Source organism: Paraburkholderia sp. 22098, from assembly GCF_052045935.1.
GTDB lineage: Bacteria > Pseudomonadota > Gammaproteobacteria > Burkholderiales > Burkholderiaceae > Paraburkholderia > Paraburkholderia caledonica.
This window is the reverse complement of sequence record NZ_JBQEPV010000002.1, coordinates 565,423-580,928: the sequence shown is the minus strand read 5'-3', so window position 1 is coordinate 580,928 and position 15,506 is coordinate 565,423. Positions and strand designations below refer to the sequence as shown.

Genomic DNA, 15,506 nt, shown 5'->3' with positions numbered 1-15,506 from the left:
TGCGGGTTGCGCGGGTGGTGCAAGGGACTGGCCGCTCATCGTTCGATTCGGAAGACCTGCGCGTCATTGCTGCCCTAACCTCCTCTACTTCCGCGATCTGTTCGCGGCTCATTGTGATTCAGCGCGACTCGTCCCGCGCGGGCGACAGCAGGCCGTCACCGTCCACCTCGAAGCTGAAGCCCCGCCAGATCACGCGCGAAGAGCCGAAGCTCGCCACGAAAATCGCAAACAACACGATATCCCATATCGGCAGCAGCCACAGCCCGCCGTGCGCCTGCTGCAATGCGCGATCGGCGCAAAGCTTCAATGCGAAGCGCGCAAACAGCGCAAGCGCCACGATCCCCCAACTCCATGAAGCGCCACCCGAGAACACCACCGCGAGCAATGCGAACGCAAGCGGATGCATCAACGCGGAGCCGAGATGGCCGAGCGGATCGACGCTGCGGATCGTCCGGCTCCAGCGCAACTCGTGTGAGACGAGTTGCGCCGCGCTTGCCTCCACGCAAGCGTGCGAGATGGTGAACGGCGGAATCGCCACTTTTTCGCCGATTGCGCGTACCGCTTCGCCTATCGCGTGGTCTTCCGCCAGATGACGTGCGAACGGCAGCATGCCGCCGATCTTGTCGAGCGTGGCGCGCCGCATCGCAATCGTCTGTCCAAAGCAGGGTCGCGCAAGACCGAGCGCGATGCCGGTCACGACCCCCGGCAAAAACTGATAGTGCGTCGCGGCTGCCGACAGGCGCGGCCAGAAGCCGGGATCGGGCTCGCCGCGATACGCGCACGTCACGAGTCCAACGCCGGGTTTCTCCAGTTCGCCGACGATGTGGCGCAGATAGTCGGGCCCGACGCCGACATCGCTATCGGCAAACACAAGCACGTCGTGCCGCGCGTGCGGCAGCATATTGACGATGTTGCTGATCTTGCGATTGGGGCCGTACAGGCCGCTGTCGGAAATGACCGTGATGTCGGCCTGTGGATACAGGCGTTGCAATTCGTGGACGGCCTGCAATGCCGGGTCCGCCGGGTCGTGCACGCCGAAAACGAATTGCACGGCGCCAGCGTAGTTCTGCTCGCAGAAACTCGACAGATTGCGCAGCAGCGCGCCTTCGCTGCCGTGCAGCGGCTTCACGACCGTTATATCCGGGAAGCTGCCCGGTTCGGCAACCGCACGCGCAAAAAACCGCCCGATCAGCACGCTCGCCACGAGCGTGTAGCCGACGCCGGAAACCGCGCACGCGGCGCATGCATAAGCAATCGCGGCCGCGATCCAATGCGCGGCGTTCACGCCTCGTGTGCGCGCAGGAATCGGAAGAACTCGACGCCTTCGCGCAAGCGCCGTTTCATCATGTCCCAACTGGTCAGCATTTCGCGCACGATTTCCCAGATTTTCGACGGACGGAAATAGAAGCGCTTGTAGAAGTTTTCGAGCTGGTGATAGATCTCTTCGCGCGACAGATGCGGATAGCCGATAGCGGCGAGCTGAACGCCTTCTTTGCTGACGAGGTTGATCACCTTGTTCTGTTCGAGCCAGCCGTTTTCAACCGCCTGCTCATAAAGGCGAGTACCTGGATACGGCGCGGCGAGCGACACCTGGATGGTGTGCGGATTGATCTGCTTCGCGTATTCGATCGTCTTCTGGATGGTCTCCTGAGTCTCGCCGGGCAAACCCAGAATGAACGTGCCGTGAATCTTGATGCCGAGCTTGCGGCAGTCGTCGCTGAAGCGCCGAGCGATGTCGGTACGCAGACCCTTCTTGATGTTGAGCAGAATCTGATCGTCGCCGGATTCGTAGCCGACGAGCAGCAGCCGAAGGCCGTTTTCCTTCATGATCTTGAGCGTGGCGTACGGCACGTTCGCTTTCGCGTTACACGACCATGTCACGCCGAGCTTGCCGAGACCACGAGCAATCTCCTCGACGCGCGGCTTGAAGTCGGTGAAGGTGTCGTCGTCGAACATGATCTCTTTTACTTCGGGCATGTTGTCGCGAATCCACTTCACTTCTTCAAGCACGTTCTCGACCGAGCGCGTGCGATAGCGATGCCCGCCCACTGTCTGCGGCCACAGGCAGAACGTGCACTTCGAGCGGCAGCCGCGTCCCGTGTAGATCGACACATACGGGTGCTTCAGATAGCCGATGAAGTAGTTGTCGATCGTCAGATCGCGTTTGTAGACGGGTGCGACGAACGGCAACTCGTCCATGTCCTCGAGGATCGGGCGCGCTGCATTGTGTTCGATCGAGCCGTCCCGCGCGCGATAGCTGAGGCCGAGAATCTCCGCGAATGGCTTGCCCGCGGCGATCTCCGCGCAGGTGAAGTCGAATTCCTCGCGGCAGACGAAGTCGATCGCCTCGCTCGCCGTGAGCGAGTTGTGCGGATCTACGGCGACCTTTGCGCCCACCATGCCGACCAGCAGCGACGGCTTGCGCTTTTTCAGGTCTTCTGCGAAAAGCGCGTCGGTCGGGAAAGACGGCGTGCTGGTGTGAATGATCACCAGATCGTATTGCTGCGCAATGTGAAGCGTGGCGTCGACCGACAACCCATCGGCGGGTGCGTCGAGCACGCGGCTGCCGGGAACCAGTGCCGCCGGTTGCGCAAGCCACGTCGGATACCAGAACGAGCGGACTTCACGCTTTGCCTGATAACGCGAACCGGCGCCACCATCGAAGCCGTCATATGACGGCGCCTGCAAGAACAGAGTTTTCATGGATGCTCCAGCAACCTTGAACAGGCGCTTTCTGTTTTCTGTCGAACAACTGTCGGAGGGGCGCTCGCCGCGGGCGAGCAGAGACATGTATTCGCGCAGATGCTACGGAGCAAAGCTGAAGGAAACCTTAAGCAGAATGACGCGAGCGGACGTTGTCGCGCTCGCATGAACAGGAGGTTTCGGCATGCTTACTAATGACCTGCGAACTACCGGAAACGAAAGCCGGATCAACGCGCGAAGTGTCGTGCCCAATCGAGCCAGCCAAGATTGAGTGCGGCGTTCACGGCGACGCCGAGGGCCGACGCAATGGCCGCGATCATCGTCCAGAATGCGGAGCGCCGCGCGGCCGTTGCGGAGGTATGCGCGGCATTGGCGGCGTCGCGCGACGCGCTGGCCGCCACCTGCGCCACATGGGACGAGGACTCCATTTGCGCAAGCGACTTCAGGGCGAAGCCGCGCTCGTCATTGGCCCGCGCCTGTTCCTTTTCAAACAGATAGCGATGACAAAACGGTGTGAGCGGTGCCTCCGGATTTTGCGCAGCGAAGAACTTCGCATACGCTTCGCCGCCGTTGGCGTCGATTTCCTTATAAGCGGATTGTCTGTCCACACGAACCTCGCATGCGCGGGGCACGCGGCGCCGATCGACGTGCCGGCCATGCGCCGGGAGCGCAAGCCGGCCGCCGCCGCTTCGCTATCGTCTCGCGTGCTGGGCTTGACTCTAGATGGGCTTGATATCCGCTGCCTGCTTGCCCTTGGGCCCCTGCTTCACTTCGAAGCTGACCTTCTGGTTTTCCTGCAACGACTTGAAGCCCTCCGAGCGAATCTCGGAGAAATGGGCAAACAGGTCTTCACCTCCGTCGTCGGGTGTGATGAAGCCGAAGCCCTTCGCGTCGTTGAACCACTTCACTGTACCGGTAGGCATGTCGATTCCTCATGTGCATCTGGTTGACTAAACTGGCAATTCTCGGGCGGGGACTGCCGCTCGACTGTACGCCTGTTTGCGCGGTGTCGCAGCGACTGCGCTTGCTCCACGAACCTTCCCCCCTTGTCAGGCAGCGAAGTTCCATGGTCCCCGAAACATGCTGAGCAAGAGGCGTGCCTCGCCCGTTCGAATGCGCCCGCCGCCGGTGCGTTTGGAAACAATCAGCTAAGATGTTCGTTATCGGCAGTCCATTCTCGGCAGCGCGGGTTCGGCTCATTTCTCCGAACGCCGCGCAGCCTGTCGTTTTCCCATTTACAGGAACCAGCATGGCAATTTCGAGCTATACCGATACCCGACTTCTGATCAACGGCGAATGGTGCGATGCCGCCAGCGGCAAGACGATCGACGTCGTCAACCCCGCTTCCGGCCAGGTGATCGGCAAGGTGGCGCACGCAGGCATCGCCGACCTCGATCGCGCGCTGGAAGCGGCGCAACGCGGCTTCGAAGCATGGCGCAAGGTGCCGGCTCATGAGCGCGCCGCGGTGATGCGTAAGGCAGCCGCGCTCGTGCGCGAGCGCGCGTCGGACATTGGCCGTCTCATGACGCAGGAACAGGGCAAGCCGTTCGCCGAAGCGAAGATCGAAGTGCTGGCCGCGGCGGACATCATCGAGTGGTTCGCCGACGAAGGCCGCCGCCTTTATGGCCGCGTCGTGCCCTCGCGCAATCTCGCCGCGCAGCAACTCGTATTGAAGGAGCCGATCGGTCCGGTCGCCGCCTTTACGCCTTGGAACTTCCCGGTCAACCAGATCGTACGCAAGCTGAGCGCGGCGCTCGCGAGCGGCTGTTCGTTCCTCGTGAAGGCGCCGGAGGAAACCCCTGCGTCGCCGGCTGGCCTGCTGCAGGCTTTCGTCGAAGCAGGCGTGCCGGCGGGCACGGTGGGTCTCGTGTTCGGCGATCCGGCCGAAATCTCGAGCTACCTGATTCCGCATCCGGTCATCCGCAAAGTCACGTTCACCGGCTCCACGCCGGTCGGCAAGCAACTGGCCTCGCTGGCCGGCGCGCACATGAAGCGCGCCACGATGGAACTGGGCGGTCACGCGCCGGTGATCGTCGCTGAAGACGCCGATGTGGCGCTCGCCGTCAAGGCAGCGGGCGGCGCGAAGTTCCGCAATGCGGGCCAGGTCTGCATCTCGCCCACCCGCTTTCTCGTGCACAACAGCATTCGCGAAGAGTTCGCCGCGGCGCTCGTCAAGCACGCCGAAGGCCTCAAGCTCGGCGACGGTCTCGCGGAAGGCACGACGCTCGGCCCGCTCGCCAATGCACGCCGTCTGACGGCCATGAGCAAGGTGCTCGACGACGCGCGCAAGACCGGTGCGAAGATCGAGACGGGTGGCGAGCGCGTCGGCTCGAAGGGCAATTTCTTCGCGCCGACCGTGCTGACCAACGTGTCGCTCGAAGCCGACGTGTTCAACAACGAGCCGTTCGGCCCGATCGCAGCCATCCGCGGTTTCGACAAACTCGAAGAAGCGATCGCGGAAGCCAACCGTCTGCCGTTCGGCCTCGCCGGTTACGCGTTCACGAAGTCGTTCAGCAACGTGCATCTGCTGTCGCAGCAACTCGAAGTCGGCATGCTGTGGATCAACCAGCCCGCCACGCCCACGCCGGAAATGCCGTTTGGCGGTGTGAAGGATTCGGGCTATGGCTCCGAAGGCGGACCGGAAGCAATGGAAGCGTATCTGGTCACGAAGTCCGTGACGGTGATGTCGTCCTAAGGCATCTGGTCGGGCAAGCTGCGCCCGATCGTTGCTAGACGTACAGGGTCCGCGAGGTTACGCTCGCGGACTTTTTTATTTCCATTGCTGATCGATGCAGCGGCAGACGCGTCGGCTCGACGCTCGGCGGCCAATACACAGGCGAAATATCTGCTGCTGCGGCACGCAGTCGAAGCGATGTAAAGCGCGCGCATGCACCGCGCTTTACATCATGCCCGTCAGCGCTCCTCACACATGCATATCGCTCTCCTTCAGCGGCGGCGCAGCCGGCGCCAGCAACTCCTCGCGCAGCGTGTCGCGCGCGTGATGCCTGCGCACCCATAGCGCGGTCAGCATCGGGACCAGAATCGCGGTGACGAGGCACGCGGTCGCAACCATCGCGGTCGCGGCCGGCACGAGTGGCTTGAAACTCGGAATCATCTCGCCGATGATCGCCGGATTCGCTACCGCCGCGCCCGCCGTCGACGACGCCGCGAGTCCCGCCGCGCCATTGCCGCCCGCGATCCAGCGGTCCGCGAGAATCAGCGGAATGCCCGTCACGACGATCACCGCGAGACCCAGCAACACGCCTGCCATGCCGCTCTTCGCAATCACGTTGAGGTCGATGCCGTTGCCGAGCGCAAAGCCGAAGAACGGAATCAGCGGATGCACGCAGCGGCCGAAGAACTCGCGCAGGTCGCTGTCGATATTGCCGAGCGCAAAGCCGATCAGAAACGGCAGCACCGCGCCGACGAAGAGCCGCGGCTCGAAGAAAGCGACACCCGTTGCGCCCAGAATGATCATGCTCACGAGCGGCCCCGACTCGACCGACATCAGCACGAACGCGCCCGCTTCCTCTTTCGTACCGTATTGCTGCATCACGGCCGCGTAGAGACCGCCGTTGGTCATATCCATCGACGTGGTGATGGCCAGCACGGAGAGCCCGGCAAAGAGCCCTCCTTTGATTCCGTCGATAGGAATGAAATGCGACGCGACGAGCGTCGCGATCCACGCGACCACCATCTTCGTGACGAGCAGCGTGCCCGACTTGCGCAGCACGGTGCCCGTGGCCCGCAAGTCGATCGTCGCACCCATGCAAAAGAACCACACGGCGAGAATCGGCACGGTGCCGGCGATCAATCCGTTAGTGAACGACCCGAAATATTTGCCCGCGCCCGGCGCGAATGTATGAACGCAGGCGCCAAGCAGCAGCGGCACCAGCATCAGCCCGCCAGGAATACGGTCGATGGCCTTCTTGAGCTTCATTGTCTCCTCCGTGGACTTCGCGTCCAGTTTTCGGGTGAATCAGGATAAGAACCGGTCTTGCGCCGACTGCTCCCTTTCGGCGCAATATAGCATCGCGAAAGGAACGTCGTTCCGATTATTTTGATTGCGAAGGTAATCGTTTACCCGGCTTTGTGACAGTCATCCCAGCAGATCAGTAGCGAGCCGCTGAAAATTTGTGGACCACTGTTCCGAAACCGCGAATAACGCGCTACAGTCGATGCCACACACATCGCCCGTGCAGCAATGCGCGAGGTCGAGCCAATCATCGGAGACAGACCGTGGAAGCGAGCATGCAAGTGAGGCAGGCCATAAACAGCGAATACGCCAAGACGCTGGATACCGCCGGATTGCGCAAGGAGTTCCTCGTGGACCAGGTGTTCGAGCGCGACGCGCTGCGGCTCACCTATAGCCACATCGACCGGATCATCGTGGGCGGCGCATGGCCGGTCGCGCGAGCGGTCGAAGTGCCCGGTTCGCTCGGCAAGTCGATCGGCGTCAACTATCTGCTGGAGCGGCGCGAGCTCGGCGCGATCAACATTGGCGGCGATGGCTGGGTCGATGTGGACGGCACGCGCTACACCGTGCGCAATGAGGAAGCGATCTACGTCGGGCGCGGCGCGCAGTCGGTTGCATTCGGCAGCAGCGACGCGTCGCGGCCGGCCAGGTTCTACCTGAACTGCGCGCCCGCCCACGAATCGCACCCGACCCGCACGATCTCGCTTGGCGAGGCGTCGCCGCAAACGCTCGGCGACGCAGCCACGAGCAACCGCCGCACGATCTACAAGTTCATCGTGCCGGAGGTGCTGCCCACGTGCCAGCTTTCGATGGGCATGACCAAGCTCGAACCCGGCAGTTTGTGGAACACGATGCCCTGCCATACGCACGAGCGGCGCATGGAGGTGTACTTCTATTTCAATGTCGCCGACGACGCCGCCGTCTTTCACATGATGGGCGAACCGAATGAGACCCGGCACATCGTCGTGCATAACGAACAGGCGGTGATCTCGCCGAGCTGGTCGATTCACTCGGGCGTCGGCACGCAGGCTTACACGTTCATCTGGGGCATGGTCGGCGAGAATCAGGTATTCAGCGACATGGACCACATCGCCGTGCGCGATCTGCGTTGAGCATGTGCTTCGCGTGTATCAGCCACAGCCGCGATCGAAACCTTCGCATATGCAACACACCACATGGGCTCTGACATTGTGACTATTCCGGCAATCAACCGCTCTGCGGCAAATCCGTTCGACCTCGGCGGCAAGGTGGCCATCGTCACCGGAAGCAACACCGGCCTTGGCGCCGGCATGGCGCTCGCGCTTGCCCAGGCGGGCTGCGATATTGTCGGCGTATCGCGGGCCGATGCGGGCGACACGCCGGCGCGTGTCGAAGCGACCGGCCGAAGATTCGCGGACGTGCGAGCCGATCTGTCGTCCACCGCGCCGGTCGAGGACATCGTGCGCGCTGCCGTCGAAGCGTTCGGACGCATCGACGTCCTCGTCAACAACGCGGGCATAATTCGCCGCCAGGACGCGCTCGATTTCACCGAGGACGATTGGGACGCGGTTATGGACCTCAACCTGAAAAGCCTCTTCTTTCTCGCCCAGGCCGCCGCCCGGCAGTTCGTCAAACAACAAAGCGGCGGCAAGATCATCAACATCGCGTCGATGCTGTCGTTCCAGGGCGGCATACGCGTCGCGTCCTACACGGCGGCCAAAAGCGGCGTGCTCGGTCTCACGCGTCTTCTCGCAAACGAATGGGCCGCGCAGCGCATCAACGTGAACGCAATCGCGCCGGGCTATATGGCGACGGCGAACACGGCAGCTTTGCGCGAAGACGCGCAGCGCAACGATGAAATCCTGAGCCGCATCCCGGCCGGCCGCTGGGGCGCGCCGGACGATCTCGCCGGTCCGGTGGTATTCCTCGCATCGTCCGCGTCGGACTACGTGCACGGGCATACACTGGCAGTAGACGGCGGATGGCTCGCGCGCTGACTCCGCAAAAAGCGCGCGAGACGGTATGCTCCGGGCGTTCGTCAACACGCAGTACAGAAAAGAGTTCGATCAGGGAATCACGGAAATGGCAGCAACCGGCAAACAGCGCAAGGTCGACCCCGCATCCCTCGCGCACGACGTAGAAAGCGTCGAGTGCGGCAACGACAAAGGCGAATCGGCTTCGTCCATTGGCCGCGTGTTCGCTCTTCTCGCCGCGATCGGCGACAGCGGACAGATCGGCATCAGCGAGTTGTCGCAACGTCTCGGCATGTCGAAGACCACCGTGCACCGCGTGGTTCAGACGCTGAAGGCGCTCGGCTACGTCACGCAGGAAGTCGAGACCGAGCGCTATCGCCTGACCATCCGGCTATTCGAGCTGGGCGCGAAGTCGCTCGAAAGCGTGGATCTGGTGCGCGAAGCCGATGTGGAAATGCGCCGCATCGGCGCGGTGACTCGCGAGGCGGTGCACCTGGGCGCATTCGACGAAGACGCGATCATCTACATCCACAAGATCGACGCCGACTATGGACTGCGCATGCAGTCGCGCATCGGCCGGCGCAATCCGTTGCATAGCACTGCAATCGGCAAAGTGCTGCTCGCATGGATGGACCCGGCCGACGCGCGTGAGGTGCTTTCTCACGTCGAATTCCGTAAGTCGACACAAAAGACGTTGTCGTCGGCCGATGCCGTGCTGAGCATTTTGCCGCGCGTTCGCGAGCAAGGCTACGGCGAGGACAACGAAGAACAGGAGGAAGGCTTGCAGTGTCTCGCGGTGCCTGTCTTCGACCGTTTCGGCCGAGTGATCGCGGGACTGTCGGTTTCGTTTCCGACGATGCGCTGCGGCGCCGATACCAAGTCGCACTACGTCGCGCTGCTGAAGCAATCGGGCCAGGCGATTTCGGCGCGGCTCGGCTATCGTGAGGAGGCCGCGCCCGAGCACGCGGCTGTGCAGCCCGGCTAAGCGGATGCGGATGCGAGTGCAGCGCGCGGCTGCACTCGCAGATGAAATCGCGCACGTTGCGCAACGACGCGGGCTCGAACTTGCATGCTGCGGGAAGTCTGCTGATGGCTGTTCGGCGGAAACCTGTTGCTCATGTGCTTATCAAGCACGAGGCGGCAATCGCCACGCGCCGTCGCGGTCGCGTTGCGCAAAATGGTCGGCGTATCGGCAAGCGCGACACATGAATAGCGCTAAGCCTGCGCCGATACTCAGGCGCACGATTCGCTCAAGGCAGCATTCGCTGCAAAACCAGATCCTTGAGAATGAAGCGATGATAAAGCGCGCCGGCGACATGCAAACCGATCAGGGCCAGCAACGCCCAGGCAAGATAACCGTGGATGTCGCCCATTTCATGACCGACGCTCGAGCCCACAGGCGAAATCGACGGATAAGGCAGCAGACCGGCGAGCTTTACCGACCAGCCACGCGACGATGCATTCGCCCATCCCAGCACGGGCACGATGACGAGCGCAAGGTACAGCAGACCATGCGTGACATGCGAAACGGTGCGAAGCAATGGCGACACAGGTGCGGGCCCAGGCCGATGCGTGAGTCGCCAGACGATTCTCAGAATCACGGCCGCGACCAGGGTCGCGCCCACTCCCAGATGCCACGCGATTAGTCCATCGGGCCGGGTGCCCTTGTGAATGTCAGGCATGGTCCAGCCGATTATGAATTGCGCCGTAATCAGCACGACCACGAGCCAGTGAAGGAACTTGGCGACGCCATCATAGCCGGTCGCATAAAGGTGCGAACGGGTATCGACAGATTGCATGCGCATGAGAGGGGCCGTTTCGAAAGCGTCGTGGGGAGCCGCGTTTCGCGGCCGCATGGGAGCCAGTATGCTACGGCGCGAATCTTAAGAAAAGCTGATGTCGCACCGCGCGCCATTTCCGCTCAGGCGTGAACGGCGCCAAGGCTCGACACGAAGCGCCAGTCTGCAACCGAATGTATCCGCGGGGCATACGCGCGGTTCCACGTCATGATGGCCGCTTGCCGGTGTCGGCGGCAGCGAAGCTTCAACGCGCCGCAACTGGTTGAATCCGCAATCACCCGGCGTTTTCGCAACACGCTCAACGGCTTGCCTGTCGCGCGCACCACATCGCAGTTCATTTCAACGCCCTTGCTCACCCTCGCCTGCCCACGTGCCGTGCATTGCTTTCGCGCAATGCTATCGACACGTCCTGTTACACACGAACACAACGGTAATTCCGCCTCTCAGTAGAGTTCGGATCAACAGGAAAAGGAGCAACTCTCATGAAACGAATTTTCGCGCTGGCCATTCTGGCGGTAACGCTCGGCACTGCACTGAGCGGTTGCATCGTGGTCCCGGACGGCGGCGGTTATCACGACCATTATCGTTACCACGATCGTTACTGATCGCGGCACACACGGACCGTCCACGCTCAATCATAAAAACGCGGGAACCCCCACATGAATCGAACACAAAACCGTTTGCTGTCCATTGCAATCGTCGCGGGTCTTGGTATCGGCGCGTCTACCGCCGCGCTTGCTCACGTCGACGTCGGCGTGAACATCGGCGTGCCCGGTGTCGCGTATGCGCCCGAACCTGTCTATGCGCCGCCTCCGCCGCCCGTCTATGCGCCGGCGCCACCGGTCGTGGTCGTGAGCCCGGGCTGGTATGGCGAGCGCTACTACGACGGCCACCGCTACTGGGAGCGACGCGAGTGGGAAGAACGTCATCGCGAACGTGAATGGCGTGACGCGCGCGGTCCGCACGGCGACTGGCGTGGCCACGGCCGCGGCCATGGTGAGTGGCACGGCCACGGCGGCGATGATTGACGCTTGCTGCGCGGCGTTATTGTCGATAAACATCGCGCCGCGCGGCATCGTTTTGCGCGTCAGCACTTTGCAGGAGCGACAGCTTGCTACGCACTGATCTACGGCGAGTCACCGCGCAGGTAGACGGCATGCTCGTCTGCGCGGAATACAGCGAGCAGACCGGCCAATTATGTTTGCGGCAGGACGGCACACTCGTTCGCGAATGGTTCCCACCGCACTCGTGGACCGCGATTGCGTCGGTGGCGGGCGCGCGGCATTGGGGCACGCGTCCCACCGACGATGATCTGCTCGCGTTGCTACGCAACGAGTTGACCCTGTTGCGCACACCGCAAGGAAATGCGTCGCAGAAGTAAAAAAGCGCGCAACACTTGATGCGTTGCGCGCTTCTCGACCGGCGTCTCACCGGTCATGTTTCTACCACTTGCGTTGCGGGCCTTGTTTCAAAACCTTTTCCGCAACCGCTTTTCAGCCGCTTACCGCGCGTTGTACACCGGCGGCGAGTACGAACTGAACGTAACGTCACCGCCGCGGCCCGCTTGCCAGGTGCCGTGGCTGCCCGAACCATAGCCGCTGTTATCGGCTCGCGCGAAGCCCTGCTGACCTGCGGCCTCGGTTTGCACAGCCTGCGTGTCCTGCGTCGCAGCTTGCGCAGACGGCTGCGCGAACGAAGCGATCGGTGCGCCAAGCACCGCAGCAATTGCAACAGCCTGAATGAGTGATTTCATTTTGACCACCTCCGGTCATGTCTTCTGCGTATGCTGCAAACGGGATTTGCCTGCAGCGATGGAGGCAGTGTAGGCGCGCAGCGACACAGGATAAATCCGTTAATCCTGAATTCAGTGTTGCGGTTGCGCCGACAATCGGGAGCGGTCGCGCCGCGCTCAGTCCTGCGGCACGGCCACGCCGACGTAATTCTCTGCCATGACGGTAGCCGCCGAGCGAGAAGTCGTCACGTATTCGAGTTCCGCCACCTGAAGCTGGCGCTCGAACGCCGACGCGCCTTCAATACGGTGCATCATGCTCGTCATCCAGTATGAGAAATGCTCCGCACGCCAGATGCGCTTGAGCGCTGTTTCGCTATAGCCGTCGAGCAGGTCGGTGCGGTTCTCGACATAGAACGCGTTCAATGCTTTCGCGAGCAGACGCACATCGGCGACGGCAAGGTTCATCCCTTTCGCGCCGGTTGGCGGCACGATATGCGCGGCGTCGCCCGCGAGAAAGAGCCGGCCATGCTGCATCGTTGCCGACACGAAGCTGCGCATGCCGACAATGTTCTTCTGGAAGATCTTGCCGTCCACCACGTGCTGGCCGTCGTGCGAGTCCACCCGGGCGTGCAGTTCCGCCCAGATGCGATCGTCCGACCAGTTGTCGACGGAGTCCTTCGGGTCGCACTGAAAATACATACGCTGAACGTTGGCCGAGCGCGTGCTGATCAATGCAAAGCCGCGATCGTGGCGCGCGTAAATGAGTTCGTCCGACGACGGCGGCCCTTCACACAGGATACCGAACCATCCAAACGGGTACACGCGTTCGAAGTCGCGTCGCAATGCCTGCGGAATTGCCGCGCGCGACACGCCTTGCGAGCCGTCGCAACCGATCACGAAGTCGCATTGCAACTCGCACGCTTCGCCTTCGTGACGATAGCGGATCGACGGCTTGTCGGTATCGATGCCGTGCACCGACGTGTCCGTTACGCCGAAGCGCAACGCCCCGCCCGCGGCGACGCGCGCCGCGACGAGATCCTTGATCACCTCGTGCTGAGCGTAGACGGTGATCGAATGACCGGTCAGTCCGGTGAGATCGATCCGCCGACGCTTGCCCTCGAACGCCAGTTCGAAGCCATGGTGCAGCGCGCCTTCCGCCTTCATGCGCTCGCCGACGCCGGCTTGGCTGAGAAGATCCATCGTGCCCTGCTCGAGCACGCCGGCACGAATCGTCGATTCGATTTGCTCACGCGTGCGCGTCTCGAGCACGACCGATTCGATACCGCGCAAATGAAGAAGATGTGAAAGAAGCAGGCCCGCGGGCCCGGCGCCGATGATGCCAACCTGGGTGCGCATGATGTGTCTCCTGAGTGCAAGTTTGATTTGCGCCCAGTTTGACGATCGTCCCTGCTATCGCGCAACGCGATATGCGAGATACCCTCTATCCATTTTTGCGATAGGCATCTGGACTTGAAGCGCTACTGAATTGCGCCAATACCGCGCGACGCCCTACTGACGCCGCTCGCGGCGCGGCCATTCGCCATGCGGTCCGAGCCCGCACCCAACGGACACTCAAGGTAAACCCCGAGCGCGATTTCGATCGCAGCGTTCAGGCAAGAAACAGCCGATACACCGGATTGTGCGTCTCTTCCCAATGCGGATAACCGAGCGTGGCGAGGAAGCGCTCGAACTCCGCGTTGTCCGTCTGCGGCACCTGAATGCCGACGAGAATCGAGCTGTAGTCCGCGCCCTGATTACGGTAGTGGAAAAGGCTGATGTTCCAGTCAGGCGCCATCGATGAAAGAAACTTCATCAGCGCGCCCGGCCGCTCGGGAAACTCGAAGCGAAACAGGCGTTCGTCGTGCGCGAGCGGCGAGCGGCCGCCGACCATGTAACGGATATGCTGCTTCGAGAGCTCATCGAACGTCAGATCGACGGTGGCGAAATTGTGCGCCTCGAACGCGCCCGCGATCTGCGCCGATTCGCTGCGGTTCCGGATCTGCACGCCCACGAAAATGTGCGCGGACTCGGCCTGCGCGATCCGGTAGTTGAATTCGGTGACGCTGCGCGTGCCGACCAGTTCGCAAAAGCGCCTGAAGCTGCCGCGCTCTTCGGGAATCGTCACTGCGAACACCGCCTCGCGCGCTTCGCCCACTTCCGCGCGCTCGGCCACGAAACGCATGCGGTCAAAGTTCATGTTCGCGCCCGACGTAATCGCGATCAGCGTCTGGTTCTCGATGCCTTCGCGCTCCGCATACTGTTTGGCGCCCGCCACAGCGAGCGAGCCCGCCGGTTCGAGCACGCTGCGCGTGTCCTGAAAGACGTCCTTGATCGCGGCACACAGCGCGTCGGTGTTCACGAGCAGCACGTCGTCGAGATATTCGCTGCACAGGCGGAAGGTTTCTTCGCCGACGAGCTTCACCGCGGTGCCGTCGGAGAACAGGCCGACTTCGTTTAGCGTGACGCGCTCGCCGGCTTTCAGCGATGCGGCCATCGCGCACGAGTCGTCGGTCTGCACGCCGATCACCTTGATCTCGGGACGCACCGATTTCACATACGCCGCGACACCCGCCGCGAGTCCGCCGCCGCCGATCGGCACGAAGATCGCGTGAATCGGGCCCTGATGCTGGCTCAGGATTTCCATGGCAACCGTGCCTTGCCCGGCAATCACATACGGATCGTCGAACGGATGCACGAAGGTCAGCCCGCGCTCTTCCTGCAGTTGCACCGCGTGGCCGTAGGCATCGCTATACGATTCGCCGAACTGCACGACCTCGACGGTCGGGCCGCCATGCGCGCGCACCGCGTCGACCTTGACCTGCGGCGTGGTGACCGGCACCACGATGATCGCCTTCACGCCCATGCGCGCCGCAGAGAGCGCCACGCCTTGAGCATGATTGCCCGCCGACGCGGTGATCACGCCGCGCGTGAGCGCCTCGGCCGGGATATGTGCCATCTTGTTGTACGCGCCGCGCACCTTGAACGAGAACACCGGCTGGTTGTCCTCGCGCTTCAGATAGACCGGATTGCGCAGGCGCGCCGACAGTTGCGGCGCACGTTCGAGTTCGGTCTCGCGCGCCACGTCGTAGACGCGTGCGGTGAGGGTTTTCTTCAGATAGTCGTGTCGAAGCGCGACGCTGTCAGCCGTTTCGGCGACCTGTTCGAGTTGGTGTGACGGCAAGGCAAGCTCCTGTGCGGCAAGCGCGTAGCATCGGAAAGCGACCAGGAGGCGGGAGCAGGCGGACATAAAAAAACCCGCCTCGTGGGGCGGGTTATGTGTGACTGCTATCAGACGCGCGCTAACCCACCATTCGATGAATGATGCTAATAATCAGCGCAATACG

The 15,506-nt window shown here is 62.4% G+C and carries 16 protein-coding genes; 7 read left to right on the top strand and 9 right to left on the bottom strand.

The window, feature by feature from the left end; all coding sequences use genetic code 11:
* Nucleotides 1-118: 118 nt before the first annotated feature.
* From hpnI to ACTJLB_RS05935, 4 genes are all read right to left on the bottom strand, one after another.
* Nucleotides 119-1,285 (bottom strand): bacteriohopanetetrol glucosamine biosynthesis glycosyltransferase HpnI, encoded by a 1,167-nt coding sequence (gene hpnI / locus ACTJLB_RS05950; RefSeq protein ID WP_288824748.1) that lies wholly within the window; start codon nt 1,283-1,285, stop codon nt 119-121.
* On the bottom strand, nt 1,282-2,703 hold the full coding sequence (gene hpnJ, locus ACTJLB_RS05945; RefSeq protein ID WP_408128060.1) for a hopanoid biosynthesis associated radical SAM protein HpnJ: 1,422 nt from the start codon (nt 2,701-2,703) through the stop codon (nt 1,282-1,284). The genes hpnI and hpnJ overlap by 4 nt, the downstream gene beginning before the upstream one ends.
* Nucleotides 2,704-2,930: 227 nt before the next feature.
* A complete protein-coding gene (locus ACTJLB_RS05940; protein WP_440782743.1) occupies nt 2,931-3,311 on the bottom strand; it encodes a hypothetical protein in 381 nt (126 codons plus the stop codon).
* A 111-nt stretch (nt 3,312-3,422) separates the two neighbouring features.
* A complete protein-coding gene (locus ACTJLB_RS05935; RefSeq protein WP_006052818.1) occupies nt 3,423-3,626 on the bottom strand; it encodes a cold-shock protein in 204 nt (67 codons plus the stop codon).
* Nucleotides 3,627-3,952: 326 nt separating this feature from the next.
* Between ACTJLB_RS05935 and ACTJLB_RS05930 the strand changes: the two genes are divergently transcribed.
* Nucleotides 3,953-5,398 carry an NAD-dependent succinate-semialdehyde dehydrogenase gene (locus ACTJLB_RS05930; protein ID WP_440782742.1) on the top strand — a complete coding sequence of 482 codons (1,446 nt, stop codon included), beginning with the start codon at nt 3,953-3,955 and terminating at the stop codon, nt 5,396-5,398.
* A gap of 228 nt (nt 5,399-5,626) precedes the next feature.
* On the opposite strand, the gene kdgT is transcribed toward ACTJLB_RS05930, so the two are convergent.
* Complete coding sequence (kdgT, locus tag ACTJLB_RS05925; RefSeq protein WP_020066177.1) at nt 5,627-6,643, bottom strand: 2-keto-3-deoxygluconate transporter; 1,017 nt, start codon at nt 6,641-6,643, stop codon at nt 5,627-5,629.
* 311 nt (nt 6,644-6,954) lie between these two features.
* Here kdgT and kduI point away from each other — a divergent pair, with 311 nt between their 5' ends.
* From kduI to kdgR, 3 genes are all read left to right on the top strand, one after another.
* Nucleotides 6,955-7,791: a 5-dehydro-4-deoxy-D-glucuronate isomerase gene (gene kduI / locus ACTJLB_RS05920; protein WP_408163603.1), complete on the top strand. Its 837-nt coding sequence runs from the start codon at nt 6,955-6,957 to the stop codon at nt 7,789-7,791.
* A gap of 63 nt (nt 7,792-7,854) precedes the next feature.
* Nucleotides 7,855-8,655 carry a 2-dehydro-3-deoxy-D-gluconate 5-dehydrogenase KduD gene (kduD, locus tag ACTJLB_RS05915; RefSeq protein WP_408417481.1) on the top strand — a complete coding sequence of 267 codons (801 nt, stop codon included), beginning with the start codon at nt 7,855-7,857 and terminating at the stop codon, nt 8,653-8,655.
* A gap of 85 nt (nt 8,656-8,740) precedes the next feature.
* Nucleotides 8,741-9,616 carry a DNA-binding transcriptional regulator KdgR gene (gene kdgR, locus ACTJLB_RS05910; RefSeq protein WP_440782844.1) on the top strand — a complete coding sequence of 292 codons (876 nt, stop codon included), beginning with the start codon at nt 8,741-8,743 and terminating at the stop codon, nt 9,614-9,616.
* 265 nt (nt 9,617-9,881) lie between these two features.
* Here the strand turns inward: kdgR and ACTJLB_RS05905 are convergent, their stop codons facing one another.
* On the bottom strand, nt 9,882-10,436 hold the full coding sequence (locus tag ACTJLB_RS05905; protein ID WP_440782740.1) for a cytochrome b: 555 nt from the start codon (nt 10,434-10,436) through the stop codon (nt 9,882-9,884).
* A gap of 476 nt (nt 10,437-10,912) precedes the next feature.
* On the opposite strand from ACTJLB_RS05905, the gene ACTJLB_RS05900 reads away from it, so the two are divergent.
* The 3 genes from ACTJLB_RS05900 to ACTJLB_RS05890 all read left to right on the top strand — a co-directional run bounded on the left by ACTJLB_RS05900 (nt 10,913) and on the right by ACTJLB_RS05890 (nt 11,811).
* Nucleotides 10,913-11,035 carry a hypothetical protein gene (locus ACTJLB_RS05900; RefSeq protein ID WP_020066184.1) on the top strand — a complete coding sequence of 41 codons (123 nt, stop codon included), beginning with the start codon at nt 10,913-10,915 and terminating at the stop codon, nt 11,033-11,035.
* A 54-nt stretch (nt 11,036-11,089) separates the two neighbouring features.
* A complete protein-coding gene (locus ACTJLB_RS05895; protein WP_392393315.1) occupies nt 11,090-11,458 on the top strand; it encodes a hypothetical protein in 369 nt (122 codons plus the stop codon).
* An 83-nt stretch (nt 11,459-11,541) separates the two neighbouring features.
* Entirely contained in the window at nt 11,542-11,811 is a 270-nt protein-coding gene (locus ACTJLB_RS05890; RefSeq protein ID WP_440782738.1) for a hypothetical protein, read from the top strand.
* A gap of 120 nt (nt 11,812-11,931) precedes the next feature.
* Here ACTJLB_RS05890 and ACTJLB_RS05885 read toward each other — a convergent pair whose 3' ends face one another.
* The 3 genes from ACTJLB_RS05885 to ilvA all read right to left on the bottom strand — a co-directional run bounded on the left by ACTJLB_RS05885 (nt 11,932) and on the right by ilvA (nt 15,343).
* Nucleotides 11,932-12,183 (bottom strand): hypothetical protein, encoded by a 252-nt coding sequence (locus tag ACTJLB_RS05885; RefSeq protein WP_288824770.1) that lies wholly within the window; start codon nt 12,181-12,183, stop codon nt 11,932-11,934.
* Nucleotides 12,184-12,339: 156 nt separating this feature from the next.
* A complete protein-coding gene (locus ACTJLB_RS05880) occupies nt 12,340-13,518 on the bottom strand; it encodes a 4-hydroxybenzoate 3-monooxygenase (protein ID WP_440782736.1) in 1,179 nt (392 codons plus the stop codon).
* A gap of 253 nt (nt 13,519-13,771) precedes the next feature.
* Nucleotides 13,772-15,343 carry a threonine ammonia-lyase, biosynthetic gene (ilvA, locus tag ACTJLB_RS05875; protein ID WP_392393317.1) on the bottom strand — a complete coding sequence of 524 codons (1,572 nt, stop codon included), beginning with the start codon at nt 15,341-15,343 and terminating at the stop codon, nt 13,772-13,774.
* Between the last annotated feature and the right edge of the window lie 163 nt (nt 15,344-15,506).

What these genes read in the sequence shown, in the direction of transcription:
- hpnJ (WP_408128060.1), bottom strand. Translation starts at nt 2,703, where the DNA reads ATGAAAACTCTGTTCTTGCAGGCGCCGTCATATGACGGCTTCGATGGT.
- ACTJLB_RS05935 (WP_006052818.1), bottom strand. Translation starts at nt 3,626, where the DNA reads ATGCCTACCGGTACAGTGAAGTGGTTCAACGACGCGAAGGGCTTCGGC.
- ACTJLB_RS05930 (WP_440782742.1), top strand. Translation starts at nt 3,953, where the DNA reads ATGGCAATTTCGAGCTATACCGATACCCGACTTCTGATCAACGGCGAA.
- kdgT (WP_020066177.1), bottom strand. Translation starts at nt 6,643, where the DNA reads ATGAAGCTCAAGAAGGCCATCGACCGTATTCCTGGCGGGCTGATGCTG.
- kduI (WP_408163603.1), top strand. Translation starts at nt 6,955, where the DNA reads ATGCAAGTGAGGCAGGCCATAAACAGCGAATACGCCAAGACGCTGGAT.
- kduD (WP_408417481.1), top strand. Translation starts at nt 7,855, where the DNA reads ATGGGCTCTGACATTGTGACTATTCCGGCAATCAACCGCTCTGCGGCA.
- kdgR (WP_440782844.1), top strand. Translation starts at nt 8,741, where the DNA reads ATGGCAGCAACCGGCAAACAGCGCAAGGTCGACCCCGCATCCCTCGCG.
- ACTJLB_RS05905 (WP_440782740.1), bottom strand. Translation starts at nt 10,436, where the DNA reads ATGCGCATGCAATCTGTCGATACCCGTTCGCACCTTTATGCGACCGGC.
- ACTJLB_RS05900 (WP_020066184.1), top strand. Translation starts at nt 10,913, where the DNA reads ATGAAACGAATTTTCGCGCTGGCCATTCTGGCGGTAACGCTCGGCACT.
- ACTJLB_RS05895 (WP_392393315.1), top strand. Translation starts at nt 11,090, where the DNA reads ATGAATCGAACACAAAACCGTTTGCTGTCCATTGCAATCGTCGCGGGT.
- ACTJLB_RS05885 (WP_288824770.1), bottom strand. Translation starts at nt 12,183, where the DNA reads ATGAAATCACTCATTCAGGCTGTTGCAATTGCTGCGGTGCTTGGCGCA.
- ACTJLB_RS05880 (WP_440782736.1), bottom strand. Translation starts at nt 13,518, where the DNA reads ATGCGCACCCAGGTTGGCATCATCGGCGCCGGGCCCGCGGGCCTGCTT.